The organism is Streptomyces sp. DSM 116795 (assembly GCF_055792905.1).
In genome coordinates this window covers 3,667,099-3,685,679 of record NZ_CM147707.1, presented here as the reverse complement: position 1 = coordinate 3,685,679, position 18,581 = coordinate 3,667,099, and the positions used below count along the sequence as shown (strand labels likewise).

The window sequence follows — 18,581 nt, the reverse complement described above, 5'->3', positions numbered from 1 at the left end:
GGGATCTCCCCGCCGCAGGCAGGGGTCGAGGTTCCCCGCCGCAGGCAGGGGTCGAGGTTCCCCGCCACAGGCAGGGGTCGAGGTTCCCCGCCACAGGCAGGGGTCGAGGTTCCCCGCCACAGGCAGGGGTCGGGGTCTCCCCGCCACAGGCAGGGGTCGGGCCGGCGGCGCGAGGGCGGTCGCGACCGGCAAGTTCGGCTGCCGGCCAGGACACCGGCTACCCGTACATGCGCCGCATCGCGAAGTCGACCATCTCCTCGACCGCCTTCGCGTCGAAGACGACGCGGTGATCGCCCTCCATGTCCAGCACGAAGCCGTAGCCGGAGGGGAGCAGGTCCAGGACCTCGGCGCCCGTGATCACGAAGTAGCGGGACTCCTTGCCCGCGTACCGGCGCAGCTCCTTGAGCGTCGTGAACATCGGGATCACCGGCTGCTGGGTGTTGTGCAGCGCCAGGAAGCCCGGGGTCTCACCGCGCGGGCAGTAGACCTTCGACGTCGAGAAGATCGACTGGAAGTCCTCCGAGGTGAGCGTTCCGTTGGTGAACGCCCGCACGGTCTCGCGCAGCGACGGCGGCGACGCCTGCTCGGGGTAGAGGGGCTGCCCGTTCCCCGGCTGACCTTGCTGCCCGTAGGGGGGAGGGGGCGCCTGCTGGGCTGCGTACTGCTGGTGAGCGGCCTGCTGGTGGCCGTACTGCTGCCCGGCGTGTGGGTAGCCCTGCCCCGCTGCGGCGGTCTGGTCGTAGCCGTACATAGGAGAAAGAGTAACGAGTCACAGATGGGCGGTTAGGGCTTGCTTCTTATTACCGGCCGGTAGCATCATGGTCCGTAGACACAGTTGACTACCTGTCCGTCGAGTGAGACCACACGGAGCCGTTGCCATGGGCCACTACAAGTCGAATCTCCGCGACATCGAGTTCAACCTCTTCGAGGTGCTCGGCCGCGACACGGTGTACGGCACCGGACCGTTCGCGGAGATGGACGTGGACACCGCGAAGAGCGTGCTGACCGAGATCGCGCGCCTCGCCGAGAACGAACTGGCCGAGTCCTACGAGGACTCGGACCGCAATCCGCCCGTCTTCGACCCGGAGACCAACACCGCTCCTGTGCCCGAGTCGTTCAGGAAGAGCTACCAGGCGTACATGGACGCCGAGTGGTGGCGCCTGGGCACCCCGGAGCAGATCGGCGGCACCACCGCACCGCGCTCGCTGCTGTGGAGCTTCGCCGAGACCGTGCTGGGCTCCAACCCGGCGGTGTGGATGTACGCGTCCGGCCCGGCCTTCGCGGGTGTCATCCATGAGGAGGGCACCGAAGAGCAGCTGAAGGTCGCCCAGTTGATGGTCGACAAGCAGTGGGGCTCCACGATGGTGCTCACCGAGCCGGACGCCGGCTCGGACGTCGGCGCCGGCCGCGCCAAGGCCGTACAGCAGGACGACGGAAGCTGGCACATCGAGGGCGTGAAGCGCTTCATCACCTCCGGTGAGCACAACCTCTCCGACAACATCGTGCACTTCGTCCTCGCCCGCCCCGAGGGCCACGGCCCCGGCACCAAGGGCCTCTCGCTCTTCCTCGTCCCGAAGTACGACTTCGACTGGGAGACCGGTGAGCTCGGCGAGCGCAACGGCGTGTACGCCACCAACGTCGAGCACAAGATGGGCCTGAAGGTCTCCAACACCTGCGAGCTGACCTTCGGTGCGAACGCTCCCGCCAAGGGCTGGCTGCTCGGCGAGAAGCACGACGGCATCCGCCAGATGTTCAAGGTCATCGAGTTCGCGCGGATGATGGTCGGCACGAAGGCCATCGCGACGCTCTCCACGGGCTACCTCAACGCCCTGGAGTACGCCAAGGAGCGCGTGCAGGGCGCCGACCTGGCCCAGTTCACCGACAAGAACGCGCCCCGCGTCACGATCACGCACCACCCGGACGTGCGCCGCTCGCTGCTCACGCAGAAGGCCTACGCGGAGGGCATGCGCGCGCTCGTCCTCTACACCGCGTCCGTGCAGGACGAGATCATGGTCAAGGAGTACCGCGGCGAGGACGCCTCCGCGGCGCTCCGCCTGAACGACCTGCTCCTGCCGATCGTGAAGGGCTACGGCTCGGAGAAGTCCTACGAGCAGCTCGCGCAGTCGCTGCAGACCCTCGGCGGCTCCGGCTACCTGCAGGAGTACCCGGTCGAGCAGTACATCCGCGACGCCAAGATCGACACCCTCTACGAGGGCACCACCGCGATCCAGGGCCAGGACTACTTCTTCCGCAAGGTCGTCCGCGACCAGGGCCAGGCCCTCACGACGCTGTCGGAGGAGATCAAGAAGTTCCTGGCCGAGGCGAAGGGCGGCGAGGAGCTGGCCGGCGCCCGCGAGGAGCTCTCCCGCGCGGCGGTGGAGCTGGAGGCGATGGTCGGAGCGATGCTGACCGACCTGGCCGCCACGGAGAAGGACGTGAAGTCGATCTACAAGGTCGGCCTCAACACCACGCGCTTCCTGATGGCCTCCGGCGACGTCGTCATCGGCTACCTGCTGCTGCGCGGCGCGACCGTCGCCGCGGAGAAGCTGGCCGACGCCTCCGTCTCGCTCTCCCCCAGGGACGAGTCGTTCTACGAGGGCAAGGTCGCCGCCGCGAAGTTCTTCACCTCGAACGTGCTGCCCGCCGTGGCCCTGGAGCGCACGCTGGCCGAGAACGTCGACTCCTCCCTTATGGAGCTCGACGAAGCTGCCTTCTGACCGTCCCGGCCGTCCACGCCCGGGCCGCCGACGCCGGCCCCTGATCCCCCCATGCGGAACGTCCTTCTCCTCCCGGCAGGGCAGGGGAAGGACGTTTCGCCTTCGTATGCTGACCGTATGACCCCAAGCTCGCAGAGCCCCGCGCCGCCGCACCTCGCGGGCCGGGCCCACACCGACAGCCTCATCGGCTTCCTCTCGGACTCGCCCACGCCGTACCACGCGGTGCGCAGCGCGGCGGAGTTGCTGGAGAAGGCGGGCTTCCGGCAGCTCGACGAGACGGAAGCCTGGGACTCGGCCGGCGGCGGTGCCGCGGCGATCGGCCGTGGCCACTATGTGCTGCGCGGAGGCGCCCTGATCGCGTGGTACGTGCCGGCAGGCGCCGGTCCCGCCACCCCGTACCGCATCATCGGCGCCCACACCGACTCCCCCAATCTGCGCGTGAAGCCCGTGCCCGACACCGGGAACAGCGGCTGGCGGCAGATCGGCATGGAGATCTACGGCGGCACGCTGCTCAACACCTGGCTCGACCGGGACCTCGGTCTCGCAGGGCGCCTCTCGCTGCGCGACGGCTCGACGCGGCTGGTCGACGTCAGCCGTCCGCTGCTGCGCGTACCGCAGCTCGCCATCCACCTGGACCGGCAGGCGAACGACGGGCTCAAGCTCGACCGCCAGCGCCACATGACCCCCGTGTGGGGGCTCGGCACTCCCCGCGAGGGCGATCTGATCCGCTTCGTCGCGGAGGAGGCCGGCGTCCCCGCCGAGGAGGTCACCGGCTGGGACCTGATGGCGCACAGCGTGGAGCCTCCCGCGTATCTCGGACGCGACGAGGAGCTGCTGGCCGGGCCGCGCATGGACAACCTCCTCTCCGTGCACGCCGGCGCCGTCGCGCTGGCGGACGCGGCCGGGCACGCCGGGCTGCCGGCGATCCCCGTACTGGCGGCGTTCGACCACGAGGAGAACGGCAGCCAGTCGGACACCGGCGCCGACGGGCCGCTGCTCGGCTCCGTGCTGGAACGCTCCGTCTTCGCACGCGGCGGCGGTTACGAGGACCGCGCCCGGGCGTACGCGGGGAGCGTCTGCCTCTCCTCCGACACCGGGCACGCGGTGCATCCCAACTACGCGGAGCGGCACGACCCCGGGCATCTGCCGAAGCCCAACGGCGGCCCGATCCTCAAGGTCAACGTCAACCAGCGCTATGCGACGGACGGTTCGGGCCGCGCCGTCTTCGCGGCGGCCTGCGAGCGTGCCGGTGTGCCCTGGCAGACGTTCGTGTCGAACAACGAGATGCCGTGCGGGACGACGATCGGGCCCATCACGGCGGCCAGGCACGGGATTTCGACGGTCGACATCGGGGTGGCGATCCTGTCCATGCACTCGGCGCGCGAGCTGTGCGGCGTGAACGACCCGCTGCTGCTGACCCGTTGCATGAACGGATTCCTCACGGGCTGAAACGTTCTGACGTGCCGTCTCCTGGAACGGACGGTTTCCCGCAGCCTGATTGGGGCTCGACTGCCCGGGCACCCGTGGGGCGTACGAGAGCCGTACAAGCAGGGCAACCGCCAATCGGAGGCAAGGAATCCATGGGCATCGTCATCTGCATCGGCATGCTGGCCGTGGGAGCGATCCTCACGTTGGCCGTCGACTTCAACACCGACGCCGTCAACCTCGATGTGGTGGGGCTCGTCCTGATGGCCGCCGGACTGATCGGGCTCTCCGTCTACGTCAGCATCTTCAAGCGCCGCAAGACGCAGCCGCCGAGCCCGGCGGCGCCGGTGGTCGTCGAGGAGGAACGCCACCACCTGCGGTGAGTGCCCCTGCCCGTGCGCACGGCAGCGCCGGGCGGCCCGCTGCGTGGAGCGGCCCGCGGTCTCCGTCGAACGGAGGCCGCGGGCCACTTCGTTGAAGCGGGCGAGGTGGCTCGGTGTCGGATCAGAGGCCTGCGTCCGGGCCCGCGCCGGGGTCCATGCCCGCGAGTACGAGCGGCAGGCGGGACGTCCCCGATGCGGTGACGCGGACGGGCACCCCCCAGTCCTGCTGGTGCACGTGGCACGCCGGGTACTCGGCGGCCGCCCCCGGGCCGTCCGGGTCGTCGCACGAGGCCGCCGTCGCCGACACGTGCAGCACGCCCTCCGCCACACCGTCCGCGAGCCGCAGCCGGCGTCGCAGGTCCGTGCCCGGCCCGGCTCCGTCCGCGAGCAGCTCCGGGGGCGTCGAGCCGACCAGCAGCCGTGTCGAGGGGCCGTAGCGGTCGTCGGGCTTCTGCCCCTCGGGCGCCTGGAAGACGACGTCCAACAGCAGTTCGCCCGGCGCCACTTCGGTCGCCGAGCGCTGCGTACGGTGCGCGACGGGATCGATCCGTACGGCCTCCTCGGGCAGCCGCAGCCGGGTCAGCCGGTGGCGGGCGGACTCGACGACCACGATCTCGGCCCTCGTCCCTTCGCCGGCGTCCTCGACCAGCACCGCGTCCGAGGGCTCACGCAAGTCCGTTGCGAGCGTGGTGACTTCGCCGGTGCCAGGGTCGTAGCAGCGCAGTGCGTGGTTGTAGGTGTCGCTGACCGCGACCCGGCCCCCCGGGAGCGCCGTGACGCCCAACGGGTGCTGGAACAGCGCCTGTTCGGCCTTCCCGTCCCGGTGTCCGAAGTCGAAGAGGCCCGTGCCCGCCGCCGTACGCACTTGGTACCCCTGGCCGCCGAGCGGGCCGTCTTGCCGGTCGCCCTGCCGGGCTCGGTGCCGGTCGCCCTGCTGGTCGTCTTGCAGCTCTCCCCGCCGCTCTCCGTCCGACCGCTCGATCCAGCGGACGGCGCTGGTCTCGGAGTCGGCGATCCACAGCCGCTCCCCGTCCGCCGAGGCGGACAGGCCGGACGGCTGCGCGAACCAGGCCTCGTCCGACGGGCCGTCGACCAGACCCTCGTTGGTCGTGCCCGCTGCCGCCCGTACGGTGCCCTCCGCCCGTCCGTCCGCCGGCGGCGTGTACGTCCACAGCTGGTGGACACCGGCCATCGCGATCCACAGGCGCCCGTCGAACCACTCCACGTCCCACGGCGAGGAGAGGGCGATCCGGCGCGCAGGGCCGTCCGTCGGCGCGCCCTGCCACCACTGCTCGCCGGTGCCCGCCAGCGTGCGGACCTCGCCGCTGTCCGGATCGTAGGAACGCAACGCGTGATTGACGGTGTCGGCGACCACCACCGTCTTCCCGTCGGGCAGCAGCGCGAGGCCCTGCGGCTCGCTGAAGCGCGCCTCCGCGGCTCCTCCGTCCACCAGCCCGCGTTCGCCGCTTCCGACGCGGTGCAGCACCGTCTCGCCGTCCGGAGCGAGTTCGACGAGCTGGTGCCGGGTGGTGTCCGATACGAGGAAGCCTCCCCCAGGGCCTGCGGCATGGGTGGGGGTCCCCCCAGCGGAGCGAGGGGGAGTGCCCCCAGCGGGCAGCCGCAGCACCTTGCCAGGGAAACGCAGCTCCGTCGGCTGCGGCTCCGGCGGCTCGAACGGGGCGTCGCCGCGGCGGAGCGTGCCCTTCGCGGCGTGCTCGCGCTCCAGTTCCGCCACGAGCTTCGCGATGGCGTGCGCATGGCCCTCGCCCGCGTGCTGGGCGACGACATACCCCTCGGGATCGATGACGACGAGCGTGGGCCACGCCCGTACCGCGTACTGCTTCCAGGTCTCCAGCCGCGGATCGTCTAGCACCGGATGGCCGACCTGGTAGCGCTCGACGGCGTCCACGACGGCCTGGTGGTCGGCCTCGTGCGCGAACTTCGGCGAGTGCACGCCCACGATCACGAGCGTGTCGCGGTGCCGCTCCTCCAGCTCCCGCAATTCATCCAGCACATGCAGGCAGTTGACGCAGCAGAAGGTCCAGAAGTCCAGGATCACCGTGCGGCCGCGGAGGTCCGGGAGCTGAAGATCCCTGCCACCGGTGTTGATCCAGCCGCCCTCGCCCCGCAGCTCGGGGGCGCGGACGCGTGCCTGATTAACCATGCTCGGAGCAACGGTCACGTCCGTGTGAGCATTCCGCCGCCACTCGGGGAAGACGTGTGCCATGAGATATCTCGTACGCGAACGGATCTTCGGCATCGGCGACGACTACTGGATCGACGACGAGCACGGGGACCACGCCTTCCTCGTCGACGGCAAGGCGCTGCGGGTGCGGCAGACCTTCCAGCTCAAGGACGTGCAGGGGGAGGTCGTCGCCGTCATCCGGCGGAAGATGATCAGCCTCTGGGAGACGATGGAGATCGAGCGCGACGGCCGGAGGCTGGCGACGGTGCGCAAGAAGCGGTTCACGCCGCTGCGCAACCGCTTGAAGGCGCGGCTGGCGGACGGAGGCACGCTGTCGGTGCACGGGAACGTGCTCGACAAGGAGTACGACATCGAGCTCGGCGGCGGGCGGCTGGCACGCATCTCACGCAAGTGGTTCCGCATGCGCGACACGTACGCCGTCGACATCGAACAGCCCGGCTCCGACGTGCCGTTGCTGCTGTCGCTCGCGGTGTGCGTCGACGCGCTGACCGGCGACGACTGACGACGGCGCGGACCAACTGCGGCCAACTGGGGACCAACTGACGTACGGGCGCGGGCGCGTGCGCCGGGCCGGTCAACTGGCCTGCGGGGCAAGCGAATCGACCGCCCTGCGCCCTTTGCCCCATTCGTTCCGAACAGGCGGGCACCGTACCACCGCCGGTGCGCCAAAGGGGTGCGAATGGACCTACCATCGTGCCCCGAAAGCACTGCCGCGTCGGCCTCGCGCAGCGTAACTTGAGAGCACCGCACGCACCGAAGACGACGAACGTCCGTACCGCCCGAGGGGTCTCGTGACCGACCACCCAAGCCTTCAGCCATACGTCGACGCCTGGACCGAGTCCATCGAAGCGATATCCGAACTGGTGAGGCCGCTCGCGGAGGGCGAGTGGAACCGGCGCACCGCCTGCCCCGGGTGGTCGGTCCGGGACATGGTCTCCCACATCATCGGCATGGAGTGTGAACTCCTCGGCGATCCACGGCCGATCCACACCCTGCCGCGCGACCTGCACCACGTCGTCGACGAGCCCAGCCGGCACATGGAGATCCAGGTCGACGTGCGGCGGCACCACACCGGCCCCGAGATGACGGGCGAGCTGGAGTACACCATCATCCGGCGCTCCCGTCAGCTGCGTAACGAGAAGCGCGAACCGGACGCCGAGGTACGGGACATCATGCCGGGCGGCTCGAAGATCACCCTCGAACACCAGCTCCGGCTGCGGGCGTTCGACGTGTGGGTGCACGAACAGGATCTGCGGCGGGCGCTGGGCAAGCCCGACAACCTCGACTCGCAGGGCGCGGCCGTGGCGCGCGATCTGATGGTGCTGGGTCTGCCGAAGGTGGTCGCGAAGAAGGCGGGCGCCCCCGCGAACACGGCGGTCGTCTTCGACGTCAGCGGCCCGATGGAGTTCATGCGCACGGTCAGGGTCGGCGCCGACGGCCGCGGCACGGTCGACGGCAGCCCCTCGCTGGGCCCCGCGGCCACGCTGTCGCTGGACTGGGAGACGTATGTGCGGCTCGCGGCCGGACGCGTACGGGCGGATGCCGTGGCGGACCAGGTGAAGGTCGAGGGCGACGGGAAGCTGGCCAAGGCGATCCTGGAGAACTTCACCGTCACGCCGTGACGGATCCGGACTGACGGCGTGAGTCCGTGACGGCGTGACCGAATGCCGAACTGACGGCGTGACGGCGGCGCCGCGCGTGCGCGCCTCGCACGTGCGGCGCAGGCCGTCAGCGGGGGACCGGGACGTGCACCGCCTCCACGCGGCTGGCGACGACGCGCTCACGCTCGCGCCTGTGCGCCCGCTTGCGGAGCCGCAGGATCTGCACGACGCCCACCGCCTCCAGTACGAAGATGCTCGCGAAGCCGGCCCGGAAGCTGCCCCCGGTGAGGTCCAGCAGGACGCCGACCGCCAGCAGCGTCGTCATCGAGGCCGTGAACCCGCCCATGTTGACGATTCCCGAGGCCGTGCCCTGACGCTCCGGAGGGTTGGCGGGGCGGGCGAAGTCGAAGCCGATCATGGAGGCCGGACCGCATGCCCCCAGCACCGCGCACAGCAGCGCCAGCAGCCACATCGGCGAGTGCCCGGGCCAGAGCAGCACGGCGGCCCACACGCCGGCGGTCATCGCCACCGTGCCGAGCGCGAGCGGGGCGCGCGCCGCGTGGTGCCGGGCGATCACCTGTCCGAAGACCAGGCCGACGGCCATGTTCGACAGCACGAGCAGCGTGAGCAGTTCGCCCGCCGTGGCACGGTCCAGGCCCTGCCCCTCGACGAGGAAGGGCATGCCCCACAGCAGCAGGAAGACCATCCCCGGGAACTGGGTGGTGAAGTGCACCCACATCCCCAGGCGGGTGCCCGGCTCCCGCCAGGACCGCAGGATCTGCCGCCGTACGTAGCCGCCGCCCAGGTGCGGCGGTGAGACCACCGCATACCCCTTCGGGTGGTCCTTGAGGAACGCCACGACCAGCACCGCCAGCAGCACGCCGCCCACGGCGCTGCCCGCGAACGTGGCCGTCCAGCCGAAGGCGTCGAGCACCCGGGCCAGCACCAGCGTCGTGACGAGGTTGCCGGCCATGCCGATGAGGCCGGCGATCTGCGCGATGACGGGGCCGCGCCGTGCCGGGAACCAGCGCGCGCCGAGCCGCAGAACACTGATGAACGTCATCGCGTCCCCGCAGCCCAGCAGGGCACGGCAGCCCAGCGCGGCGGCGTACGACTCGGAGAAGGCGAAGCCGAACTGCCCTGCGGTGAAGAGCACCACGCCCAGGGACAGCACCTTCTTGGTGCCCAGCCTGTCCACCAGCAGCCCGACCGGTATCTGCATCCCCGCGTAGACGAGCAGTTGGAGGATGGAGAAGGTGGACAGGGCGGACGAGTTGATGTCGAAGCGTTCGGCGGCGTCGAGCGCGGCAACGCCGAGGCTGGTGCGGTAGGTGATGGCGACGAAGTAGACGGTGACGCCCAGGCCCCAGACCGCGACCGCGCGGGAACCGCCGGGCGGGTCGCTGTGGACCGGCACGCCCGCGGAGGTCGGTGCGCTCACCGCACATCACCGTGGACCAGGTGCCGCACCCAGGTGACATGGCGGCGTACGGCCTCTGCGGCGGCTTCCGCGTCGCCCGCCCGCACCGTCTCCGTGATCTCCGCGTGCTCGGCGATGCTCTTGGCGATCCGGTCGGGCTGCGCGTGCATCATGGCGACGCCCATCCGCAACTGCCGGTCGCGGAGCTGGTCGTAGAGACGGGTGAGGATCTCGTTGCCGGTGCTCTTCACGATCTCCGCGTGGAAGCAGCGGTCGCTCAACGCGAACGCCGTGAGGTCGCCGGCGTCGGCATGCGCGCGCTGCTCGTCCAGCAACTCCTCCAGCCGCGCGATCAGCCCGGCGTTCACCGGGTCCGACGACTTGCGCACCGCGTGCTGCTCCACAAGGAGGCGCGTCTCCACGACGTCGGTGATCTCCTGCGCCGACACCGGCAGTACGAGGGCGCCCTTCTTGGGGTAGAGCCTGATCAGCCCTTCGACCTCCAGGCGCAGCAGCGCTTCCCGTACGGGCGTACGCGATACGCCGACGGCCTCGGCGAGCTCGCCCTCGGTGAGCAGCATCCCGCCCTCGTAACGGCGGTCCAGCACCGACTGCTTGACGTGTGCGTACACGCGGTCGGCGGCAGGCGGGCGGCGCGAGGCGGCCGCCGTTGAGGCAGAGGTCGCGGAGCCAGAGGTCGTGGAGGTCGCGAGATCGGTGGAAACGGACATGCGCACAGCTTAGATACAACACAGATGCGTGGGGGTTCGCGTCCGCGATATGGACTCGCCACCGCTCACCCGCCCCTGAACGGTGCCCCTTCGCGGGCCCGGGCGGCCTGTTCATCTCGGCGGTTTTCCGGTGATATCGGCAGGCCAGGCCCTCGATCTCGGCGAATCCCACCCGCTGGGACCGCGATCCGCAGCAGCATGTGTTGCGAACGAGAACGGCAGGAGTGAGGGGGAGATCATGGGGACGGACAAGAGACCCGAGGGGGACCCGGAAGACCCGCAAGACCCGCAAGAGGACCGGTCCACCGTGCTCGCCGAGCCGCGCTGGAGCACCGTGTTCCTCTACGTCCTCTGCGTTCTGGCGGCGACTGCCGCCGGCTGGCTCATGGGGTTCCTGGTGGACTGGCTCGCTACGCTGCCGCTGGCGTCGCTGACGGAGCTGGCTCGCATAGCGGCGGGGCTCCCCGATCCGGCGTTCCCCGCCGCGGGTGCGGTGGCCGGGTTGGCCCTCGGGTTCACCGCCCAGCGCGAGCAGTTGGCGATCCGTCTGTCCGACGACCGTGTCGTGCTCACGCGCAAGAGCCGTGAGCAGGAGTTCACGCGCAGCGCCGTCGCCGCGGTCTTCCGGGACGGCGACCAGCTCGTCCTGCTCGGCAACGACGGCGGCGAACTCACCCGGCAGGACTGCGACCTGGACGCCGACAGGGTCCACGCCGCCTTCACCGAACACGGCTACGCATGGGCGGACGCCGATCCGCACCAGGACGAGTTCCGCCGCTGGGTCCCGGACACCCCCGGACTGCCGGAGGGTGCGAACGCCATCCTCACGGCACGCCAGAAGTCGCTGGAGAAGAAGGACTCGTCCGACGACGACGTTCAGGAACTGCGTGCGGAACTGGCGCGGCTCGGCGTCGTCGTGAAGGACGAGAAGCGGCGGCAGTACTGGAGGACGTTCAAGACGGCGGATCCGGCGGTGGGCCCGGCAGTGGATCCGGCAGCCGATCCTGCGGTGGAGTAACGGGCTCCGCCAGCACTGCCGCCGGGCCCGGCCCCGGGGCCCCGCACACAGCAGTGCCGGACCCCGTGAAGGGGCCCGGCACCGGGTGAGCGGTCGGAGACGGCGACCGGACGGCGAGCGACCGGAGACCCTGCCCGTCAGGTCCAGGTCATAAGGCGCCTGGGGTGTTCCAGGACCGCCGCCACGTCCGCGAGCACCTTCGAGCCCAGTTCGCCGTCGATCAGACGATGGTCGAAGGCGAGCGCGAGCGTGGTGACGTCGCGCGGCTTGACCTTGCCCTTGTGCACCCACGGCTGCTGCCGTACCTGGCCGAAGGCGAGGATCGCGGACTCACCGGGGTTGAGGATGGGCGTCCCGGTGTCGACGCCGAAGACGCCGACGTTGGTGATCGTCACCGTGCCGCCCTGCATCGCAGCCGGGCTGGTCTTGCCCTCACGGGCGGTGGAGACCAACTCGCCGAGCGCCTCCGCCAGTTCGGGCAGAGTCATGGCCTGCGCGTCCTTGATGTTGGGGACGATCAGGCCCCGCGGTGTGGCCGCGGCGATGCCCAGATTGACGTAGTGCTTCCGCACGATCTCCTGATTCGCCTCGTCCCAGGCGGCGTTGGCCTCCGGGTGACGGCGCAGCGAGACCAGGAACGCCTTGGCGACCAGCAGCATCGGGTTGACGCGCAGCCCTTGCATGTCCGGGTCCTGCTTCAGCTCCCGTACGAGCTTCATCGTCCGCGTCACGTCCACCGTCACGAACTCCGTGACGTGCGGCGCGGTGAACGCGCTGTTGACCATGGCCTGCGCCGTGGCCTTCCGTACGCCGCGCACCGGGATCCGCGTCTCCCGCGCCGCCGTCTCGCCGGCCCCCGCGGTCTCGGGCCGCGCGGCCGCGACGGCGGACGGTGCAGGGGCCGCCGGGGCGGGGACACGGGCTGGGGCGGGTGCGGCGGCCGCGTGCACGTCCTCGCGCGTGATGACGCCCTCGGGGCCCGTCGGTACGACCGTCGTCAGGTCGATGCCGAGGTCCTTGGCCAGCTTGCGCACCGGTGGCTTGGCCAGCGGACGCCCGGGGCCGCCCGGTGCGGGGACCGTACCGACCGTGCCGGCGCCTTCCCGGTGACCGTTCAACTCGCCCTGCACGGCCGCCTGTACGGATTCCTCCACGGGCTCCGCCGCGGACTCCGCCGCGCCGCTCCCGTTGCTCGGTGCGTCCGCCGCCGGCTGCTGCTTGCGCGGGCGGCGCTTCGTCGGGGAGTCCGCGACTCCGTAACCGACCAGGACGGGCTGCCGCTTGTCGCCACCGCCTTCGCCGGCCCCTTCGCCGGTCCCTTCGCCTGTTCCCTCGTCGGCGGGCGCCGCCGTCTCCACGACCGCCTCGCCGCCGACGGGCCCGGCCGACGGGTCGGTGTCGACCGCGATGATCGCCGTGCCGACGTCCACGGTCGTGCCCTCGGTGAAGCGCAGCTCGTGCACGGATCCGTTGAAGGGGATGGGCAGTTCGACCGCGGCCTTGGCCGTCTCGACCTCGCAGACGACCTGGCCGTCCGTCACCGCGTCACCGGCCTGGACGTACCACTTGAGGATCTCGGCCTCGGTCAGCCCTTCACCCACGTCGGGCATCTTGAACTCGCGGATGCGGGTCGCGCTCTCAGTCATCGTCACGACTCTCCTCAGTACGCCAGCGCGCGGTCGACGGCATCGAGCACCCGGTCAAGACCCGGAAGGTACTCGTCCTCCAACCGGGCCGGCGGATACGGCGCATGGAAGCCGCCCACGCGCAGCACCGGGGCCTCCAGGTGGTAGAAGCACCGCTCCGTGATCCTGGCGGCCACCTCCGAGCCGGTCCCCAGGAATACTGGCGCCTCGTGCACCACCACAAGCCTTCCGGTCTTCTCGACCGACTTCTGGACGGTGTCGAAGTCCATCGGCGACATGGAGCGCATGTCGATCACTTCGAGGGAACGGCCCTCCTCCTGCGCCGCGCTCGCCGCCTCCAGGCACGTCTTCACCATCGGCCCGTAGGCCGCCAGCGTGAGATCGGCGCCCTGGCGGGCCACCCGGGCCGCGTGCAGCGGCGCCGGGATGGCGGTGACGTCGACCTCGCCCTTGTCCCAGTAACGGCGCTTGGGCTCGAAGAAGACGACCGGGTCGTCGCTCTCGATGGACTGACGCATCATCCAGTAGGCGTCCGAAGCATTGGACGGCGAGACGCACTTGAGGCCGGCCACATGCGCGAAGAGCGCCTCGGGCGACTCGCTGTGGTGCTCGACGGCGCCGATGCCGCCCGCGTACGGGATGCGGATGACGACGGGAAGCTTGATCTTGCCCAGTGCCCGCGCGTGCATCTTCGCGAGCTGCGTGACGATCTGGTCGTACGCCGGGAAGACGAAACCGTCGAACTGGATCTCCACGACCGGGCGGTAGCCGCGCAGCGCGAGCCCGATCGCGCTGCCGACGATGCCGGACTCGGCGAGCGGGGTGTCGATGACCCGCTGCTCGCCGAAGTCCTTCTGCAGGCCGTCCGTGATACGGAAGACGCCGCCGAGCTTGCCGACGTCCTCCCCCATGACCAGGACCTTCGGGTCGTTCTCCATCGCCGTGCGCAGCGATTCGTTGAGCGCCTTGGCGATGGGCATCTTCCGTACGTCCGGGGTGCCGGACCCGGCGGAGGCTGAAGCAGTCGAAGTAGCGGCAGCGGCCATGTCAGCGGCCCTCCCCTGCGGATTCGGCGGAGTCGGCGAAGGACGCGAGGTACTCGGCGAACTGGGCGCGCTCCTCGTCGACCAGCGCGTGCCCGTCCGCGTAGACGTTCTCGAAGATCGCCATGGTGTCCGGGTCGGGCATGGTGCGGATCGCCTCACGCACATGCTTGCCCATTGCTTCGCTCTCCTCGTCGATGGACGCGAAGAACGCGTCGTCGGCGAGCCCGTCCTTCTCCAGGTACGTGCGCAGACGCGCGATCGGGTCCTTGGCCTCCCACTCGGCGCGCTCCTCGTCCCGGCGGTAGCGGGTCGGGTCGTCGGAGGTGGTGTGGGCGCCCATGCGGTACGTGAACGCCTCGATCAGCATGGGTCCTTCGCCGCTGCGCGCCCGCTCGACGGCGGCGCGGGTGACGGCGAGACAGGCCAGCACGTCGTTGCCGTCGACGCGCACGCCGGGGAAGCCGAAACCCGCGGCGCGCTGGTAGATGGGCACGCGGGACTGCCGCTCGGCGGGCTCGGAGATCGCCCACTGGTTGTTCTGGCAGAAGAAGACGACCGGCGCGTTGTAGACGGCGGAGAAGGTGAAGGCCTCGGCCACGTCGCCCTGCGACGAGGCACCGTCGCCGAAGTACGCGATGACGGCGGAGTCGGCGCCGTCCAGGCTGACGCCCATCGCGTAGCCGGTGGCGTGCAGGGCCTGGGAGCCGATCACGATCGTGTAGAGGTGGAAGTTGTTGGTGGTCGGGTCCCAGCCGCCGTTGTTGACTCCGCGGAACATGCCCAGCAGCTTCGTCGGGTCCACGCCGCGGCACCATGCGACGCCGTGCTCGCGGTAGGTCGGGAAGACGTAGTCGTCGTCGCGCAGCGCCCGCCCGGAGCCGATCTGCGCGGCCTCCTGGCCCAGCAGCGAGGCCCACAGGCCGAGTTCGCCCTGGCGCTGGAGCGAGGTCGCCTCGCTGTCGAAGCGCCGGGTGAGCACCATGTCGCGGTACAGGCCGCGCAGCTCTTCGGCGGTCAGATCGATGGCGTAGTCAGGGTGTTCGACCCGCTCGCCCTCGGGGGTCAGCAGCTGTACGAGCTCGGGGCCGGCCGATCCGTTCGCGTTACGCCCCGCGGTGCGCGGCTTGGCGGACTTGGCCGTCCTCGCGGGCTTCGCGGCCTTCGCAGTCTTGGCGGGCTTCGCAGTCTTGGCGGGTTTCGAACTCGCGGGTTTCGAACGCTTCGCGGTCTTCGCCGTCGTACCTGTCGTGCTGCCGGCGTCGCCCGGTGCGGACGCCGTCTTCTTCGTGGCGCGCTTTCCTGCGGTGCCGCTGCGGCGCGACGTGCTGCGCGCGGCAGTGCTCTCCACGGTCACGTGTGCTCCTCTTCTGTCCGGCCCCCGGGGTCGCCGGTGGCCTGGGGGTCCCCCGCCCGGGGGCGGAGGGAGGCTCGCCCGGTCCCGTACGGCGCACGGGGGTGGGTGCGGCACGGACGGCAACCGGACGGTGACGATGTCTCGGTTGAGGCCCGCTGAAGCAGTTCCCAGGACTCCATACATGCATGAAGCCGTCCTGACCTGCAACTTTGCTCGGATTTCCAACTAAACGACTCGGAACTCCAGGCAAGCCGAAGGATCAGGGACATCACTGGTCACAGCCTCGCGGGCCTCTCAGACCCCTGCACGGTATCCCGCGGCTCCAGAGTGCGGGAAGGGCGGAGCGGAGACCAGTGTGTGAGACTGAGAAAATGGAAGAAAGCATACAAATCACTGTCTTCCTGCTCGATGATCACGAGGTGATCCGCCGGGGTGTCCACGAGATGCTCTCGGCCGAACCCGACATCGAGGTGATCGGCGAGACGGACAACGCGGCCGACGCGCTGAAGCGCATCCCGGAGGCCCGTCCCGACGTCGCCGTGCTCGACGTACGTCTCCCGGAGGGCAGCGGCATCGAGGTCTGCCGCGAGCTGCGCTCCCGCGACCCGGACATCGCATGCCTGATCCTCACCTCGTTCCCGGACGAGGAGGCGCTCGTGCACGCCGTACTGGCCGGGGCCTCCGGCTACGTCCTGAAGGGGATCCGCGGCAAGGAACTCCAGTCGGCGGTACGGGACGCGGCTGCCGGGAAGGTACTGATCGGCCCGGACTCCGCCCGCCGGGTGGTGGAGCGGCTGCGCAGGGGAGCCGTCCGCGAGAAAGGCGTGAGCGGCCAGGAGAAGCTGGCCTCGCTCACCGGCCAGGAGCGCATCATCCTCGACCTCATCGGCGCGGGCATGACGAACCGTCGTATCGGCGACGAGCTGAACCTGGCCGAGAAGACCATCAAGAACTACGTCTCGCAGCTGCTCTCGAAGCTCGGCATGGAGCGCAGGACCCAGGCCGCCGCGTACGTCGCACGGATGCAGGCGGGGCAGGAAGGGCCGGGCCCGGACGAAGTCGGCCGGTGAGCCGGGAGCCGTTCGGGGAGGGGGAACGCCCAGGCGGGGGAAAGGCCCGCCCGGCGGTCTCAGTCCTCGGGCCCTCCGGTGTCGCCGCCGCCCTGGTTGGTCCCGCCGTCTTCCGTGGTGGGCGGATCGGAGGGCGTATTGGTGGGGCCGCCGGTGCCTCCGCCATTCCCGGTGTTGCCGCCGTTGCCGGAGTCCGTCTCGCTCGGGGTGTCCGTCGGCTCCTCCGTCGGCGAGGTCTCGGTCTCGCTCGGCGTCGTCTCCGAGGGCGTCTGGGAAGGCGTGTCCTCGCCGGTGTTGCCCGTGCTCGCGCCGGGCTCCTCCTCGGTCTCCGTCGGCGTCGGCTCCGGGTCCTCCGACGTCTCCTTGTCCTTCGGCTCCGTCGTCGACGTGTCCGGCTTGGTGTCGTTCTCCCCCTTGCCGGAGTCGTAGGTCGCGGCGAAGTAGATGCCGGCCGCCACGGCGATCACGGCGAGGAAGGCGATGAACGCGTACTTCACGCCGCCGCCGCGGCGGTCGTCGCGGCGCGGCCCGCCCTCGAACCCTCCGTCGTCCCGGTCGGGCGCGCCCATCAGCATGGGCGGTGCCAGCGTCGAGGTGTCGCCGTGCGCGGGGTGCTGCCGTGCTCCGGCGCCGGGGACGCCCATCGCCGGGGTGGAGCCACCGGCGTGCGCGACCGGGCCGGTGTTCCAGATGCCGCCCGTGTGGCTGCCCTGTTCGTGCAGCATCTGCAGCGCGTACTGGGCCAGGCCGCGCATCTCCTCGGCGCTCTGGAACCGGTCGTCCGGGTCCTTCGCCAGCGCCCGCATCACCAGGCCGTCCAGCTCGGGCGGCACTGTCTCGGCGGACTCGGACGGCGGCGCCGCCTCGTCCTGGACGTGCTGGTAGACGACGGAAAGCGGGGTCTCGCCCGTGAACGGCGGTCTGAGAGTGAGCAGTTCGTAGAGAAGGCAGCCGGTGGCGTAGAGGTCGGAGCGGATGTCGACGGTCTTGCCGAGCGCCTGCTCCGGGGAGAGGTACTGCGGTGTGCCCATCACCATGCCGGTCTGCGTCATGGTGTTGGACGCGCCGTGCAGGGCGCGGGCGATGCCGAAGTCCATCACCTTGACCGCGCCGGTGTTGGTGATGATGACGTTGGCCGGCTTGATGTCACGGTGCACGATGCCGTGCTGATGGCTGTACGCCAGGGCCTCCAGCACACCGGAGACGATGATCAGCGCCTGGTCGGGCGGCGGCGCCTCGGCGTTGAGCAGCAGATCACGGATCGTACGGCCCTCGACCAGCTCCATCACGATGTACGGCGTGATGTTGCCGCCGATCGTCTCCTCGCCGGAGTCGTAGACGGCCACGACGGCGTGGTGGTTGAGGCCCGCGACCGACTGCGCCTCACGCGTGAAGCGGGCCTTGGAGACCGGGTCCTCCGCGAGGTCGGAGCGGAGCAGCTTCACCGCGACGGTACGGCCCAGGCGCAGGTCCTCGGCGGCGAAGACCTCCGCCATGCCGCCCCGCCCGAGACGGTGCGTAAGGCGGTACCGGCCGTCGCCGACAAGGCCGTTGTTGCCCCACAGCTCAGGCGATTCGGACATGGAGCCGCCCATGGCGTCAGGGTCCGAGGGACCCCCGCCGGCCTGCGTCTGTGCCATCTGTCCTCGCCGTGGATCGAAATGCCGTCATGCCGTGTGGGTCGCGCGGTGCCTACCCCCTGACTGCCGGCTCATGCCCGGACGGCTCATGCCCGGACGACCCGGGCTCGCGCCGCTCCGCTTTGGAGGCTACAGGCTCGGGGGAGTCGCATGGACGGGGACGGATCAGCCATCCAATCGGCTGCGGTGCCCGGCTGGCAAGTTCGCAGGCGACGGGGCGCGAGCCCTTGCGGGGCGGGCCGTGCAGCCTTGCGCGACGGGCTGTGCGGCCCCTGTGTGCCGCAGAGCACACAGGGGCTCGTGGCGCAAGAGTTACGAAGATTC

15 protein-coding genes are annotated in these 18,581 nt (G+C 70.4%); 7 read left to right on the top strand and 8 right to left on the bottom strand.

Annotation, left to right across the window (positions count from 1 at the left end; translation table 11 throughout):
- Positions 1-217 precede the first annotated feature (217 nt).
- Complete coding sequence (locus ACSMXX_RS15855; RefSeq protein ID WP_473179346.1) at positions 218-751, bottom strand: SseB family protein; 534 nt, start codon at positions 749-751, stop codon at positions 218-220.
- Between the two features lie 127 nt (positions 752-878).
- On the opposite strand from ACSMXX_RS15855, the gene ACSMXX_RS15850 reads away from it, so the two are divergent.
- From ACSMXX_RS15850 to ACSMXX_RS15840, 3 genes are all read left to right on the top strand, one after another.
- A complete protein-coding gene (locus ACSMXX_RS15850; protein WP_473179345.1) occupies positions 879-2,717 on the top strand; it encodes an acyl-CoA dehydrogenase in 1,839 nt (612 codons plus the stop codon).
- A 117-nt stretch (positions 2,718-2,834) separates the two neighbouring features.
- Entirely contained in the window at positions 2,835-4,166 is a 1,332-nt protein-coding gene (locus ACSMXX_RS15845) for a M18 family aminopeptidase (RefSeq protein ID WP_473179344.1), read from the top strand.
- Between the two features lie 131 nt (positions 4,167-4,297).
- Entirely contained in the window at positions 4,298-4,525 is a 228-nt protein-coding gene (locus tag ACSMXX_RS15840) for a hypothetical protein (protein WP_473179343.1), read from the top strand.
- 121 nt (positions 4,526-4,646) lie between these two features.
- Here the strand turns inward: ACSMXX_RS15840 and ACSMXX_RS15835 are convergent, their stop codons facing one another.
- On the bottom strand, positions 4,647-6,689 hold the full coding sequence (locus tag ACSMXX_RS15835; protein ID WP_473179342.1) for an NHL domain-containing thioredoxin family protein: 2,043 nt from the start codon (positions 6,687-6,689) through the stop codon (positions 4,647-4,649).
- 61 nt (positions 6,690-6,750) lie between these two features.
- On the opposite strand from ACSMXX_RS15835, the gene ACSMXX_RS15830 reads away from it, so the two are divergent.
- Positions 6,751-7,233 carry an LURP-one-related/scramblase family protein gene (locus ACSMXX_RS15830; protein ID WP_473179341.1) on the top strand — a complete coding sequence of 161 codons (483 nt, stop codon included), beginning with the start codon at positions 6,751-6,753 and terminating at the stop codon, positions 7,231-7,233.
- A gap of 289 nt (positions 7,234-7,522) precedes the next feature.
- Positions 7,523-8,353, top strand: coding sequence for a maleylpyruvate isomerase family mycothiol-dependent enzyme (locus tag ACSMXX_RS15825; protein WP_473179340.1), 831 nt, complete (start codon positions 7,523-7,525; stop codon positions 8,351-8,353).
- Positions 8,354-8,459: 106 nt separating this feature from the next.
- Here the strand turns inward: ACSMXX_RS15825 and ACSMXX_RS15820 are convergent, their stop codons facing one another.
- Together ACSMXX_RS15820 and ACSMXX_RS15815 are read right to left on the bottom strand one after the other, a co-directional pair.
- Positions 8,460-9,773: an MFS transporter gene (locus tag ACSMXX_RS15820; RefSeq protein WP_473179339.1), complete on the bottom strand. Its 1,314-nt coding sequence runs from the start codon at positions 9,771-9,773 to the stop codon at positions 8,460-8,462.
- Positions 9,770-10,483: a GntR family transcriptional regulator gene (locus tag ACSMXX_RS15815; RefSeq protein WP_473179338.1), complete on the bottom strand. Its 714-nt coding sequence runs from the start codon at positions 10,481-10,483 to the stop codon at positions 9,770-9,772. Before ACSMXX_RS15815 ends, ACSMXX_RS15820 begins: the two co-directional genes overlap by 4 nt.
- Before the next feature lie 238 nt (positions 10,484-10,721).
- On the opposite strand from ACSMXX_RS15815, the gene ACSMXX_RS15810 reads away from it, so the two are divergent.
- Positions 10,722-11,501, top strand: coding sequence for a YqeB family protein (locus ACSMXX_RS15810; RefSeq protein ID WP_473179337.1), 780 nt, complete (start codon positions 10,722-10,724; stop codon positions 11,499-11,501).
- 137 nt (positions 11,502-11,638) lie between these two features.
- On the opposite strand, the gene ACSMXX_RS15805 is transcribed toward ACSMXX_RS15810, so the two are convergent.
- The 3 genes from ACSMXX_RS15805 to pdhA all read right to left on the bottom strand — a co-directional run bounded on the left by ACSMXX_RS15805 (position 11,639) and on the right by pdhA (position 15,547).
- Positions 11,639-13,147: a dihydrolipoamide acetyltransferase family protein gene (locus ACSMXX_RS15805; RefSeq protein WP_473179336.1), complete on the bottom strand. Its 1,509-nt coding sequence runs from the start codon at positions 13,145-13,147 to the stop codon at positions 11,639-11,641.
- Positions 13,148-13,161: 14 nt separating this feature from the next.
- Positions 13,162-14,127, bottom strand: a complete 966-nt coding sequence (locus tag ACSMXX_RS15800) for an alpha-ketoacid dehydrogenase subunit beta (protein WP_473184806.1) — start codon at positions 14,125-14,127, stop codon at positions 13,162-13,164.
- A 67-nt stretch (positions 14,128-14,194) separates the two neighbouring features.
- Positions 14,195-15,547: a pyruvate dehydrogenase (acetyl-transferring) E1 component subunit alpha gene (gene pdhA, locus ACSMXX_RS15795; protein ID WP_473179335.1), complete on the bottom strand. Its 1,353-nt coding sequence runs from the start codon at positions 15,545-15,547 to the stop codon at positions 14,195-14,197.
- Between the two features lie 371 nt (positions 15,548-15,918).
- Here pdhA and ACSMXX_RS15790 point away from each other — a divergent pair, with 371 nt between their 5' ends.
- Positions 15,919-16,617 carry a response regulator gene (locus ACSMXX_RS15790; protein WP_473179334.1) on the top strand — a complete coding sequence of 233 codons (699 nt, stop codon included), beginning with the start codon at positions 15,919-15,921 and terminating at the stop codon, positions 16,615-16,617.
- A gap of 59 nt (positions 16,618-16,676) precedes the next feature.
- On the opposite strand, the gene ACSMXX_RS15785 is transcribed toward ACSMXX_RS15790, so the two are convergent.
- Complete coding sequence (locus tag ACSMXX_RS15785) at positions 16,677-18,257, bottom strand: protein kinase domain-containing protein (protein WP_473179333.1); 1,581 nt, start codon at positions 18,255-18,257, stop codon at positions 16,677-16,679.
- Positions 18,258-18,581: the final 324 nt, after the last annotated feature.